The organism is Rossellomorea sp. FM04394, from assembly GCF_041889765.1.
GTDB classification, from domain to species: Bacteria; Bacillota; Bacilli; order Bacillales; family Bacillaceae_B; genus Rossellomorea; species Rossellomorea aquimaris_B.
The window spans coordinates 1,818,607-1,832,730 of sequence record NZ_CP168654.1 but is presented as its reverse complement, the minus strand read 5'-3'; the positions used below and the strand labels follow the sequence as shown (position 1 = coordinate 1,832,730).

General features: G+C 42.2%; 13 protein-coding genes. All 13 read right to left on the bottom strand.

What is annotated here, in order from left to right:
- Positions 1–7: 7 nt before the first annotated feature.
- The gene (locus ACCB35_RS09190) at positions 8–370 is read right to left on the bottom strand and encodes an Asp23/Gls24 family envelope stress response protein (RefSeq protein ID WP_034755738.1); all 363 of its coding nucleotides are present in this window, start codon (positions 368–370) and stop codon (positions 8–10) included.
- Positions 371–683: 313 nt separating this feature from the next.
- A complete protein-coding gene (gene rpmB, locus ACCB35_RS09185) occupies positions 684–872 on the bottom strand; it encodes a 50S ribosomal protein L28 (RefSeq protein ID WP_034755741.1) in 189 nt (62 codons plus the stop codon).
- A 1,100-nt stretch (positions 873–1,972) separates the two neighbouring features.
- Positions 1,973–2,053 (bottom strand): stage V sporulation protein SpoVM, encoded by an 81-nt coding sequence (gene spoVM, locus ACCB35_RS09180; RefSeq protein WP_032088878.1) that lies wholly within the window; start codon positions 2,051–2,053, stop codon positions 1,973–1,975.
- Positions 2,054–2,165: 112 nt separating this feature from the next.
- Positions 2,166–2,813 carry a thiamine diphosphokinase gene (locus tag ACCB35_RS09175; RefSeq protein ID WP_374056619.1) on the bottom strand — a complete coding sequence of 216 codons (648 nt, stop codon included), beginning with the start codon at positions 2,811–2,813 and terminating at the stop codon, positions 2,166–2,168.
- Between the two features lie 57 nt (positions 2,814–2,870).
- Positions 2,871–3,524, bottom strand: coding sequence for a ribulose-phosphate 3-epimerase (rpe, locus tag ACCB35_RS09170; RefSeq protein WP_374056982.1), 654 nt, complete (start codon positions 3,522–3,524; stop codon positions 2,871–2,873).
- On the bottom strand, positions 3,524–4,405 hold the full coding sequence (rsgA, locus tag ACCB35_RS09165) for a ribosome small subunit-dependent GTPase A (RefSeq protein ID WP_374056618.1): 882 nt from the start codon (positions 4,403–4,405) through the stop codon (positions 3,524–3,526). The genes rpe and rsgA overlap by 1 nt, the downstream gene beginning before the upstream one ends.
- Before the next feature lie 140 nt (positions 4,406–4,545).
- Positions 4,546–6,561, bottom strand: a complete 2,016-nt coding sequence (pknB, locus tag ACCB35_RS09160) for a Stk1 family PASTA domain-containing Ser/Thr kinase (protein ID WP_374056617.1) — start codon at positions 6,559–6,561, stop codon at positions 4,546–4,548.
- A 4-nt stretch (positions 6,562–6,565) separates the two neighbouring features.
- Positions 6,566–7,315, bottom strand: coding sequence for a Stp1/IreP family PP2C-type Ser/Thr phosphatase (locus ACCB35_RS09155; protein WP_044337438.1), 750 nt, complete (start codon positions 7,313–7,315; stop codon positions 6,566–6,568).
- A gap of 315 nt (positions 7,316–7,630) precedes the next feature.
- A complete protein-coding gene (gene rsmB, locus ACCB35_RS09150) occupies positions 7,631–8,965 on the bottom strand; it encodes a 16S rRNA (cytosine(967)-C(5))-methyltransferase RsmB (RefSeq protein WP_374056616.1) in 1,335 nt (444 codons plus the stop codon).
- The gene (gene fmt / locus ACCB35_RS09145) at positions 8,958–9,908 is read right to left on the bottom strand and encodes a methionyl-tRNA formyltransferase (protein ID WP_374056615.1); all 951 of its coding nucleotides are present in this window, start codon (positions 9,906–9,908) and stop codon (positions 8,958–8,960) included. The genes rsmB and fmt overlap by 8 nt, the downstream gene beginning before the upstream one ends.
- On the bottom strand, positions 9,908–10,390 hold the full coding sequence (gene def / locus ACCB35_RS09140; RefSeq protein WP_374056614.1) for a peptide deformylase: 483 nt from the start codon (positions 10,388–10,390) through the stop codon (positions 9,908–9,910). The genes fmt and def overlap by 1 nt, the downstream gene beginning before the upstream one ends.
- A gap of 31 nt (positions 10,391–10,421) precedes the next feature.
- Complete coding sequence (gene priA, locus ACCB35_RS09135; protein WP_374056613.1) at positions 10,422–12,845, bottom strand: primosomal protein N'; 2,424 nt, start codon at positions 12,843–12,845, stop codon at positions 10,422–10,424.
- Positions 12,832–14,061, bottom strand: a complete 1,230-nt coding sequence (coaBC, locus tag ACCB35_RS09130) for a bifunctional phosphopantothenoylcysteine decarboxylase/phosphopantothenate--cysteine ligase CoaBC (protein ID WP_374056612.1) — start codon at positions 14,059–14,061, stop codon at positions 12,832–12,834. Before coaBC ends, priA begins: the two co-directional genes overlap by 14 nt.
- Positions 14,062–14,124 lie beyond the last annotated feature (63 nt).

Below are 14,124 nucleotides of genomic sequence, written 5' to 3'. Positions count from 1 at the left end.
CTCCTCACTACGGGTTCGTGACACGAACCCCCTGCACAAAAATATTTACTGAATCTACCGCCAAGCCGACGGTCTTATCAAGAGTATATTTAACCTTGGATTGTACGTTATGAGCAATCTCAGAAATTTTTGTACCATAACTCACAATGATATACATATCAATATGTACTTCCTCTTCATCTTGACGAACAATCACTCCGCGAGTGAAGTTTTCCTTGCGTAAGATATCTGTGAAACCGTCTTTAATTTGGTTCTTTGAAGCCATTCCAACAATTCCGTAGCAATCCACCGCTGCACCTCCAGCAATCATTGCAATGACATCATTCGTAATATCAATTTGTCCGTACTGCGTTTTTAATTCGATGGACATGGAATGTTTTCCCCCTTTAATTACATGCTTGGCTAAAAACATTTTACTATAAGTATGCTGTTTTTGAAAGCTAAACTATTATCTCTACGTGATTTGTTGGTTATGCCATCTATTTTTTCCTTAATATGCAAAGATTAATCATTCATACTTCAAGTGAAGTGAGTGATGATAATCGTGTTCGATCGGCCATGTTCCAGATACTTAATCGAGAAATTTCCTGATTTTCTATGTGTCTAGCAGATCCCTTTGCCCCGCTGCCACCGATAGATAGAAAAAAGACGCCTATCAACTAGACGCCTTCTCGTTTTAAGTATTATACGCGTTCAACTTTACCAGATTTCAACGCTCTTGCAGAAACCCATACTTTCTTAGGCTTTCCGTCTACAAGAATTCGAACTTTTTGCAGGTTTGCACCCCAAGTACGCTTGTTCGCATTCATTGCGTGAGAGCGAGCGTTACCTGAGCTAGCTTTACGGCCTGTTACTACGCATTGTTTTGCCATAATATATTCCCTCCTCACTAACAAGAAGCTGAAGTTAATTTCAGTTCCACATTTCGCTTATTATCATAAAGATACTTTAATAATTTATCACACAACTTTCTATAATGCAATACTACAATTAAAACCTTTCAAGAAAAAATACTTTACAGACCGAAAAGCGGAGGCGGCTTGGTCAGGCCCGACAAGCATAAGGCGAATCAACCGGAAAGGCGTTCTTTGCCTTATTGGTTGATTTGACTTATGACCTCGAGGGACTAGCCGCCGGAGCTGGACATATCGAAAAGCGGAAGGGCTCGCCCTGAGGCGACAAGCATTTCTAGAAAATTCCTGAAGGCGCTCTTTGCCTTTTGGGATTTTTCAGAAATGACCTCGAGCCTCAAGCCGCCGGAGCTGGACATCACCAAAAAGCGGCGGCGGCTTGGTCAGGCCCGACAAGCATAAGATGAATTGACCGGAAAGGCGTCCTTTGCCTTTTTGGTCAATTTAGCTTATGACCTCGAGGGGCTAGCCGCCGGAGCTGGACATCACCGAAAATCGGAGGCGGCAAGCATAAGACGATTGAATCCCACCAACGTTCACCTATCAATTTTCATGTTCATCGTGATGGACAATAAGAAATGTAAAAACAGCTGATTACCTGATTACCTTACTTAGATTAAAGAGTGGGCCCACTTCTCGGTTGGGCGATCAGGTTAAGCGTCAAAGCTGATAAATAGCCGGAAAAATTCCGCTTATTTTGAAATTACTGTTTAAAAAGGATGAAATAGAAGGAAAAATTCCGCCTATTCACTCACATCATACTAAAAATGGATGATGTTTCTGTGCATAACCGGAAAAACTCCCCTTATTAGCCTCAAAATAAGGATTTCCCTGAATATAACGGAAAAAACTCCGCTTATTATACTCTTGATGGCTGAGCAAGACATTTTAATGGACCTCATCAGAAGTATTTAGTTTTGTAACCGTAAAAATTCCAATAATGTTGCTCCCAAGCGGTCATATCGGCAATTATTTTTAAAAAAGCCCTTCTGTCATATCAAGATCCCCCGCCTTCCCCCAAAAAAAAGAAGATGGCACAAAAGCCATCTCCAATAAACCATTTATTCTTTTTTAAACGTTCCTAACATCGCCCTCACAAGTCCACCCAAAAATTTTGGTAATTTAATTGTATAAAAGCGCATTTTTAGTCCCTCCCCGCAATCTAAAGAACGTAATGTTTCGCTTGACAACAGTTAGTTTATTCAAGCAGTTTCAGTTAAGTACGTCTTCTTTTCTGCCTGGTTTTTAGAAGCTTTAATCACTGCTTCTTATCACCATTAATATGCCATTTGAAAAGGAAAAAGTACCAGATGATTGTATAAGTTCATTACTAATACATAGTGTGGATCCTCTTGAAATATTCCGATTTTTTAATGGATATTTAAAGCCGGTGAGGGTGATACCTTCCACATTTTCGGTTACGGGAACGAAGGAAATGTACTGTAATTCGTGCCTCTGTTCGACGGAGTGCTCTCCAGATTTGGCTAGGTATAATCGGTTTTGAACGTCTATGATTTCCACTTTAATGTCCTTACTTAAAAGACTCTGTGACATTAACAGTTGCAGGTTACCCATGAAATGATCAAGTCGCCCACCTGTGGCACCAAAAATAGTTATTCGGTCAGGGTCTTGAGCAATCGCCCAGTTCAGGGCAAGCTCCAGATCCGTTTCGTCCTTTTCCGGCCGATAACGATTGACTTCTTGGACTTTTTCTTGAATCAGCTCCCACTCTTCTTCGTTCACTGAATCAAAATCCCCAAATGCGATATGAGGTTCGATACTTTGTTCCAATAACGTGTATACGCCCCGGTCCACGCCAATCCAGTTCACTCCTTCACCACAATATGTGTTCAATTCAGGGATATATCTTTTGGGTCCACCAGCAACGATATTGATTTCCATACTATCACTCCCATATTATAAAAATAGACTGACCCTAAAGGATCAGCCTGTCATCTCTTACGCAAGAGATTTCTTTAATTCTTCGATTGCTGCCCCACGATCGCTCTGATTATAGATGGCAGAACCTGCTACAAATACATCTGCTCCTGCTTCAGCACAAATAGCTGCCGTTTCAGGGTTAATGCCCCCGTCCACCTCGATTTCAAGGGTAGGATTGATTTCATTTGCCCATTCACGAATCTGTTTGATTTTTGGCACGACCGACGGGATGAAAGATTGTCCACCGAATCCTGGGTTCACGGTCATAAGCAGAACCATGTCGACATCTTGCAAAACAGGCTTGATCATTTCTGCCGGTGTTGCAGGATTTAGGACGACTCCCGCTTTTACACCTTTGCTTTTGATCATCTGAATCGTTCTATGCAAATGGGGGTCAGCTTCTACATGGACGGTAATATAGTCAGCTCCCGCATCTGCAAAAGCTGCGATATATTGACTAGGATTTTCAATCATAAGATGTACGTCCAATGGTAACGTTGTTAACGGGCGAATCGCCTCCACGATCATTGGCCCCAGTGTGATATTCGGGACGAAGTGACCATCCATCACATCCACATGGATATAGTCGGCTCCCCCTTTTTCCACATCTTTAATTTCGTTCCCTAACTCTGCAAAATTTGCAGACAGAATGGAAGGTGCGATTTTCATAATTAGTACCTCGGCTTTCTTTCCTTTATTTCCTTATGGAATGTTAAGTAGTGATCGTAGCGGTATGCAGGGATTTCTCCTGCATCCACGGAAGCTTTAACGGCACATTTCGGTTCATTGATATGAAGGCAGCCCCTGAATTTACAGTCGTCTGATACTTCAACCATTTCTGGGAAGCATTGTGGCAGCTCTTCTATTTCAAGCTCTGAAAACTCCAGTGAACTAAAACCTGGGGTATCCGCTACTAAACCATCCTCAATATCAATCAGTTCCACGTGACGAGTCGTATGTTTTCCCCGGCCCAAATGGGAGGAGATCATAGCCGTCTTTAATTCAAGTTCAGGCTTCAAGGCATTAAGCAAGGATGACTTCCCTACTCCGGACTGGCCGGCAAAGACAGAAATTTTATCACGTAAATAGGGAGTTAATTCCTCTACACCATGCTCGGTTTTAGAAGACGTCATCAGGACTTCATAACCAAATGACCGGTAATCATTCACATATCGTTCGATCTTGGTTGTTTGATCAGATGTAAGTAAGTCCATCTTGGTAACACAAATAAGCGGCTCTATTTCTTTACTCTCCACTAACACAAGAAAGCGGTCAAGTAATGCCGGGCTGAAATCCGGTTCGCTTGCAGAGAAGACCAGTATCGCCTGATCGACATTCGCGATTGGGGGTCGCACTAACTCATTCTTACGATCAAAGACCTTCAGGATGTACCCATCCGTTTTGTTCTCAGCTTGAAATTCAACATAATCCCCCACCAGTGGGGTTATTTTATTTTTACGGAAATTGCCTCTTCCCCGGCATTGTGTAACGCTTCCTTCTGAAAGCACATAGTAAAACCCACTTAATGCTTTAACGATTTTTCCTTCAGGCATTCGAAACCTCCTATTCAAAAGCATTTATATAAATATTTTAGTCATTTCCATTATGTATCACTACCATTATAAATGAAAACAAGAGGACTGTCCCGTCAGGTTCATTAAAAACCCGGGTACAGCCCTTTGGCAATTTTCATTTATTCTTTAGGATACTCGACAGTACCTGTTTTATACTCTTTTTCATCAACGAGAATGAGATACTCCCCTACAGTTCCTTCTTCCAATGTGAACTTCATTGTAATGGTTGTATCCTCGTAAATACTCATGAGTTCGTCACTATCTTCAATCTTCCTGTTCTTATCTTGAATATAAATATCCACTACTTGAGGTTCTCCATTTTCCTTGGTATAAGGAATGAACACTTCCTCAGTATGTTCCTTCGTCGGTACTTCCTTCGGTGGCTCAGGACCTTTAGACATGATAACGTAAACATCCTCACCTTTACTAATAGGAGTACTCGCAACCGGCTTATGAGAAATTACCCTGCCTTCTTCAACTTCATCCGAGAACTTTTCACCCTGTACAATGATATTTATCCCATTCGAGGCTTCATATTTATCAAGTGCAGTTTGATCAAAACCTTCCAAGTTTTCCAAATCAAACTTCTCAATTCCCTTACTCACCGTAAAGGTAATAGTAGTTTCCTCAGCCACGACCTCTACTCCAGGTGACGGATCCTGGTCGAGGATGGTTCCTGCAGGTTCCCCTTCATCGAACTCTTCTTCTTTCTCTACCGTGAATCCTTTTTCTTCAAGTTCAGATGATACTTCTTCAAAACTCTTTCCGGCGTAGTCCTCGACTGCCACTTTTTCTTTTCCTGTACTAACATAGATATCGATGGCAGATCCTTCATTAGCCATCCGTCCTGCTTTTGGGTTTGTTTTGATGACAAAACCTTCAGGAATTGATTCATGGGATTGTTTTTTTGTTTCTCCGACGACAAATCCCTCTGAAACGATGGTGGAAATGGCTTCAGTCTGATCTTTTTCAACCACATCCGGTACCTGGATTTCCTTTGGTCCAAGCAGCTCAGGAACAAAAGTAACAGCAGCAACCCCTAAAAGTATCAACAAAAAGAATAAACTAATAATAAGAATCGGCCACTTCTTTTTACTCTTTTTCTTAGGGGCTTCCTTCTTATTTTTCTTATTTCCTTTCTTTTTCCCCTCTTGAACGGGAGGAGTCGGCTTCGTTTGAAGTTTGTCTGTGTCCGCTTGATGGTGAACAATCGTATCATCAAGATTCGAATACGCCTTCTGATCGGTAATGACAGGTATCGCTTTTGTTGCTTCGTCATCAAGGGGAACGGAAAATTTTGGTTCATTCATCCTGTCCGGATCCAAGGCTGAGGTCAATGCCTCGTCCATATCCTCAAGGCTTTCAAACCGTCTGAATGGATCTTTAGCCGTTGCCTTTAATACGATATTCTCAACACTCTGTGGAATATCCGGATTCCATCTTCTTAGAGAAGGAGTTTCTGATTGCAAGTGTTTCAATGCAATCGAAACCGCTGATTCCCCAGAGAAAGGCAGTCTGCCCGTTAACAACTCGAACATGACGATTCCAAGTGAGTAGATATCTGATTTCTTCGTAGCCATGCCGCCCCTCGCCTGTTCAGGGGAAAGGTAATGGACCGACCCTAGGACTGAATTGGTCTGGGTGATCGAAGTGGCACTGAGAGCCATCGCGATCCCGAAATCCGTTATCTTCACATTCCCTTCTTCATCAAGAAGGATATTATGTGGTTTTATATCACGGTGTACAATATGATTCTGATGAGCATGAGACATAGCCAGCGTTAATTGCTTCATAATATCGATCGCTTTGTCCACATGAACAGGTGAATGCTGCTGTATGTATTGCTTTAAGGTCATGCCATGGACATATTCCATGACAATATAATATAGATCGTCTTCTTCTCCTACATCGTATATGCTCACAATGTTCGGGTGAGCCAAGCTTGTAGCAGATTGAGCTTCTCGTTGGAATCGTTTAATGAATTCCTCTTCATTGGCAAAATCGATCCGGAGCATTTTAATAGCCACTTCACGATCCAAAATCACATCGTGAGCTAAATAAACGTTGGCCATTCCTCCGCCGCCGATTAATTTAATGATTCTGTAACGCCCACTGATGCGCTTTCCTTCCATCATGTTATCACCCGCTTTCCGTTTCAGCGGCAAACTCAACAATTACTACGGTAATATTATCTTCACCGCCATATTCATTGGCTAAATGAACAAGCGACTCTCCTTTATTCTCCAGGGAGTGGTCCTGAACCAATATCTCTTTCATTTCTTTTTGGGAGACTTTGTTAGAAAGACCGTCTGAACATAGTAAAATAACGTCTTCTTCTTCAAACATTATCGTTTTAATATCCATTGTAATTGAAGCTTCCGTACCTATCGCTCTAAGTATTACATTCTTTCTCGGATGATGCTCTGCATCTTCTTTCGAAATTTCACCGCTTCTGACTAATTCATTCACTAATGTATGATCTTCTGTTAACTGATGAAAACCATTTTCGTTCAGAATATATCCTCTGCTGTCACCAATATTGACAATGGTCGCAAATAAGGAAGTGCAAATGGCTCCGACGAGAGTCGTCCCCATCCCCTCACACTCCGAATTGGACTGAGAATAAGTATAAACCTCTTTATTTACTTCGTTAATAGTTGTTTTTAACCAATTTTCGGCCTCATCAGCGGTGTGAAATTTCTCGGTTTTCTCCCATAAGTCCTTTAAGATCGAAATGGTGAGCCCACTGGCAACATCTCCTGCCCGGTGGCCCCCCATTCCGTCTGCTACAACAGCTAAATGATCGCCATGATGATTCACAAATACGCCGGCACTATCTTCATTAAGTTGACGCACTTTCCCTTTGTCCGTAAAATAAACAGTTTTCACTTAGGTCACCTCGTCTCTTCTTCTGCACCTGATCAAGTAGCACCTTATACTCATAGTCGGGTGCATCTTTAGTTCAAAAAATGAAAGGACTTTGATTATCTTCGTTAAATACGATCAGCATTTCATTCATTTTGAATGGGGCTGAATAAAGTTGATAATGAAAAGGTCGAATATATTCGGGCTTATCACTTTTGATGAAATAAGCATATGATTACAAAGTAATAGATAATCAAAGATTCATTAAGGGCTGTTGTACTTTTACGACTTTTCTGGTGAATTTTCCTGCTTTTCTTTCGACATTTGATTTATTTCGACTCATTTTTTTCTAAAACACGAAATAAAGAACCCGTCTCCACCAAAGTCTTGGGGGAATATTTGTAATTTATCCTCACTAATAAAAGGTGTAATGGAATCAGGAAGACCATCTAAAGCATGTGGTTCAAATTCAGGATGATCACTTAAGAAAGCCGAGATGGTACCTTCATTCTCATTTTGGTCTACAGTACATGTGCTATAAACTAAAAGTCCAGCTTTTTTTAACAGTGGTGCAACAGCTGATAAGATGTCCAGCTGAATCTTCTGTAGCGAAAGAAGATCGGATTCTTTTTTAGCATATTTAATATCCGGTTTCCTTCTTAATACACCTAGTCCGGAGCATGGAGCATCGACCAGAATGCGATCGAAGCTCTCTTTTTCAAACTTCTCTCCTGCTTTTCGACTATCCAGGGTTGTCGACTTCACATTATTCAATCCAAGTCGGGTCGCATTTTCGTCGATTAATTTCACCTTATGCTTGTGTAAGTCCAATGCATGAACTTCACCCGTACCTGAAAGTTTTTCGGCTATGTGGGTCGTTTTACCCCCAGGTGCTGCGCATGCATCCAACACTTTCATCCCCTGTTCAAGCTTTAGAGCATAGGAGACAAGCATGGAACTTTCATCCTGGATTGTACACTGTCCGTCACGATAAGCTTCTGATTTAGCAATGTTACCTCGAAGTGACTGAATAGCTTCAGGGACAATCGCGCTTTCTTTCACTTCATTCCCCTCATCCGTTAAACGTTTAACCAGTTCTTCCCTATTGATTCTGGTCGTGTTGACACGTGCCGATTGTTTAGGTGCGATTAAATTGGTTTCACACATCTCTTTCGTTTTCTCCAAACCAAATTGTTCTTCCCATCTCTTTACCAGCCAATAAGGATGACTCGTCTCGATGGCCACCCGCTCGATCGGATCTTTAATACTGTCTAGGGAAGGAAGCCCTTTTCTCTGAACAGAACGCAAGACCCCGTTCACTAATCCTGAAATGCCTTTATGCCCTCTCTTTTTGGCGATTTCTACCGCTTCAAAGAAAACAGCACGGTCAGGAATTCGATCTAAGTACACAAGCTGATAGAGGGATAAACGTAAAAGTTGCCGAACCCATTCATCCAGCTTCCCCTTAATAAACGGGGCTAAATAGAAATCCAACGTCATTTTTCGTTGAATGGTTCCATACGTCAGCTCCGTTAATAATCCAATGTCTTTACTTGGCAGCTGATTTTTTTCAATCACATGATTAAGTAATAAATTACTATACGATTGATTTTTTTCTACCGCTTCAATGACATCAAGCGCTGCTTCACGAACGGTTTTATTTCGTTTACTCATTATTTTCTCCTAACATCATTCCTGCATTTAGGTGAGAGCCTGCTCCACGCAGGTAATCCTTTGCACTCATTCTCTTTTTACCGGAAGGCTGTAAATCGGTTATTTTAATTCCTACTGAATTGCCTGTGGAAACAACGAACCCATCTTCTTCGATTCTCAGGATTTCACCAGGTGCAGAGGATCGTCCTTCGACTTTTTCTCCCCACCAGATTTTCATCACAGAATTTTCTAAAGTGGTGTACGCAACCGGCCAAGGGTGAAGTCCTCTAATATGGTTATAGATTTCTTCTCCACTTCTCTTCCAGTCTATTTTTTCTTGTTCCCTCTTTATGTTTCGTGCGAAGGTGGCTTTTGAATCATCTTGCTTGACCGGGGTAATTTCCCCTCCTAATAATTTGGGTATCGTTTCAATCAGTAATGCCGCACCTGCAACACTTAGTTTATCGTGAAGCGTTCCGACATGATCCCGCTCATTTATATCTACTTCCACTTGACTAATTATGTCCCCAGCATCAAGCTTTTCGACCATATACATGATGGTAATGCCAGTTTTCTCTTTTCCTTGGAGAATGGAATAATGAATGGGTGCCCCACCCCTAAGTTCAGGAAGTAAAGAGGCATGAACATTGATACATCCGTAGGGCGGAGCTTCCAGTAATGCGTTAGGAAGAATTTGCCCAAAAGCGGCTGTCACTATAAGATCAGGCTTCAATGCAAGCACTTTGCTTAACTCATCTTCATCCTTTATTTTCTCTGGCTGGTATACTGGGATCCCGTGTTTTTCAGCTGCTATTTTTACAGGTGGAGGCGTGAGGATCCTTTTTCTTCCCACCGGGCGATCAGGCTGTGTCACAACCGCAATTACATCATAGTTTTCATCTAATAGAGATTGAAGAACAGGAACTGAAAAATCAGGTGTTCCCATAAAAATCACTTTCGTCATTAAGCTTCATACCCTTCTAATTCTTCTTCTGTAACATATTTTTCTACCTTTGAGGTAAATAGGATACCATGAAGATGATCGATTTCATGTTGAATCGCTCTGGCTAAAAAATCCTCAGCTTGAAATTCAATCATTCTTCCTTTTCTGTCATGCGTTCTGACCTTGATGGAATAAGGACGGGTCACTTCGCCATATAAGCCCGGGAAGCTTAAGCATCCTTCGAGGTCTGTTTGAGAGCCTTCCGCCTCGATGATTTCCGGATTAATAAGCTCGATTGTTCCACTGTCATCCCCGATATCGACCACTGCTATCTGAAGGTCGACTCCTACTTGAGGAGCTGCAAGGCCGACACCGTCCGCTTCAAGCATAGTATCATACATATTTGCCAGTAATTTTTTTAATTTCTTATCAAATGCCGTTACCTTCTCACAATCTTTTTCTAAGATTGGATCAGGATGCATTACAATTGGAAGTATTGCCATAAGTCTCCTCCATTTTTCCGTATAAATAGCGTTACATCATCATATAAGGGTTCACATCAATGGAGATTGATAACCCTTGTGATGCATATTGCTGCTGGTACTGATCTAATACTGTCTTTAATGTAGTGCCAAGATTTGGTTCCCGCTTGTATTTTATCAAACATTGATAGCGATATCTATTCTTTATCCTGGGGATCGGTGACGCAACGGGGCCAAGAATAATCGTTGTGCCGGATAGCTTTGACCGAATATAGTTCGTCATCTTCTCTGCAATGTCCACTACTTTCATTAGGTCTTCATGACTTAATGTGATTAGAGTGATGTAATAAAAAGGAGGGTAGGATCCCATTTTCCTCATCATCATTTCCTGCTGATAAAAACGATTGTAATCGTGATTTGATGCTAACTCGATTGAATAATGCTCAGGTGTATACGTTTGAATCACTACTTCTCCGGGCAGCGTGTGCCTGCCGGCTCGACCACTCACTTGAGTCAGTAATTGAAACGTCTTTTCTGCTGCTCTGAAATCAGGCAGATGGAGCATCGTATCCGCACTGAGGACCCCCACAAGAGTGATATTGGGAAAATCGAGACCCTTCGCAATCATTTGAGTACCAAGCAGGATATCCGCCTTACCTTCTCCAAAGGCTGTCAAAAGTTTTTCATGGGAGCCTTTTCGAGACGTTGTATCTACATCCATACGAATGATACGAGCATCTGGTATGAGTTTTGTCAATTCCTCCTCTACCTTTTGAGTTCCGGTTCCAAAATAACGAATATGCTCACTCGTACATTCAGGACAAGTACTTGGAACTCCCTCTTCGTAACCGCAATAGTGACATTTCATTCCATTTGAAAAACGATGATAGGTCAAGGATATGTCGCAGTTTGGACACTGAAGGACAAAGCCGCAATCCCTGCACATGATGAATGAAGAATGTCCCCGTCTATTCAGGAAGAGAACAGTTTGCTCTCCTTTTGCCATCCGGTCCTGAAGCTTCTCGAATAGTTCTGTTGAGAACATGGAACGGTTCCCTTTCCTCAGCTCCTCTCTCATATCCACAATGTCCACGGAAGGTAATGGTCCGTCATTCATACGTTTATCCAAGGTGAGAAGCTCATATACACCTTTCGATGCTCGCGCAAAGGATTCCAAAGAAGGCGTAGCACTTCCTAAGATCACAGGGCACTGATGATATTCCCCTCGATAAATGGCGACGTCCTTAGCATGATACCGGGGATTTTCCTCTTGCTTATAACTCGTCTCATGCTCTTCATCGATAATGATTATGCCGATATTTTCAAAAGGAGCAAAAACGGCTGAGCGGGCACCAACCACCACTTTTACTTCCTTACGCTGAATCTTCCTCCACTCATCATACTTTTCGCCAACGGACAAACCACTGTGCAATACAGCCACATCATCTCCGAAACGGCCCTTAAAACGGTGGACCATTTGGGGGGTAAGCGATATTTCAGGAACCAATACAATCGCTTCCTTCCCTTCTTGTAAGACCCGTTGAATGGATTGCAGGTAAATTTCTGTTTTACCACTCCCTGTTACACCGTAAAGAAGGAATGTATGATGTTTATGTTGATCGATGGTGTTCAGTATAGGACGAATCGCTTGGTCCTGTTGGGACGTCAACGTCAGGGGTGAGGTCTTCTCAAATGTTCTGTTTTCAAAAGGGTCACGATACATTTCAACGTTTTTCTCAATCAGAAGACCTTTATTGACTAATGATTTAACGGTAGATGAGGTGGTCGCCATCTCTTCAAGGAGGGTCGAAGCAAGTATCCCGTCCCCCCCCGGAGCAGAATCACTCATGTACTCTATGATCTGTTTCTGCTTACTTGCTTGAGGGGGCAGGCTGTTCTTTATCTCTTCTAAATCATCGTCTTGAATATTAAGATAGAGTCTTCTCACCGTTTTCTTATTCCCCTTGGCTTTCACCCTGTATATCACTTCAACAGAACCATTCTTAACCTCTTTATGAATGAGAGGTAAAAGCCCGCTTTCTTCAATCGCTTTCCAGGAAACTTCTCTCCCCTGCTGAAAGAAGCGCTGCAAAGAGTGATGGAGCCCGCCAGGTCCCATGTTTCCTTCGAGCTGAAAGAATTTTTCGTATTTCGCCTTCATGGCTGCAGGCAGCATCGATTGAAAAGCAGAGATTTTAAAACAAAGGGTCTTCTCTGTCAGCCAGTTCCCCAGCGCCAGGAGTTCGTTATTGAGAACCGGTACAAGATCCATTGGCTCAATGACCGGTTTGAGTTTCGACACTTCGCCTTTTTCCTTTAATTCAATCACAAAACCTTGAATTTTTCTTGGTCCAAACGGAACAACTACCCTCATGCCGGGAAGGATACTGCCTCTCCATTCATCCGGGATACTATAATCGTAGGTGCGATCCGTTTGCATGGCAGGGACATCGACGATTACACTAGCTACGTTCATGTGGCGTACCCTTCTTTATTTGCCGGACTGCTTCTTTATAGATTTCTTTGGCTACATCCACTTTTGATAATAACGGCAAATCCCTAACGTCCCCGCCTTTTGTAACGATCGACACCCGGTTTGTATCGGTACCAAAGCCTGACCCAGTTTCTTTCACATTATTTGCCACGATCATATCTGCCCGTTTCTTTTCAAGTTTAGCCTTGGCATACTCCTCAACATTTGTAGTTTCTGCCGCAAATCCGATAAGATATTGATGATTCTTTATGTCTCCAAGACTTTTTAATATATCCTTCGTTCTTTCGAATTCAATCACTAGATTTCCATCTTTTTTCTTTAACTTATCCTCAAATATTTCCCTCGGACGATAATCAGCCACCGCTGCGCTCTTCACCACGATATCCGCTGTCGGGAAAGCTGCATGAACCGCGTTGTACATGTCTTCAGCACTCATGACGGATACCAATTCAACACCCCGGGGAACCGGTAAATGGGAAGGTCCTGAAATCAATACGACCTGAGCCCCAAGGGAAACGGCAGCTTCTGCAAAGGCATAGCCCATTTTCCCGGTTGATCGATTGGAGAAGAATCTTACAGGATCAACCATTTCTCTCGTAGGGCCTGCTGTAATCACTACTCTTTTGCCTTGTAAAAGCAGTCCTTCACGATCATGATCTGAAAAATAGCGATCAATCAATTCCACTACTCTTTCAGGTTCTTCTAATCTTCCTTTTCCAACGTATCCACAAGCTAAATACCCTTCACTTGGTTCGACAAATTCGTAGCCAAAGCCAAAAAGGGTATTAATGTTTCGTTTCACCGCCGGGTGATCATACATATGTACATTCATGGCAGGGGCAATCCAAACTTTGGATGTCGTTGCCAGAATGGTTGTTGATATCATGTCATCTGCAATCCCGTTCGCAAGCTTCCCGATGATGTTGGCTGTTGCTGGTGCTACGAGTACAAGATCCGCCCAGTCAGCTAAGTCTATATGAGCAATCTTTGCCGAATCCTTTTCATCAAAGGTATCCCAGTATACATCTTGACGGGATAATGCTTGGAAGGTAAGTGGAGCCACAAATTTTCGAGCTGAATCAGTCATGATGACTTTCACTTCCGCACCGCTTTGGACCAGCTTGCTCGTTAAAGCAGCCGCTTTATATACAGCAATTCCACCAGATACACATAGCAGTATTTTTTTCCCCTTGATCATTCTACTTTCCCCCATTACTCTTTATACTTCCTTTATTATGAAGGATATTGATAGAAAAAGAAA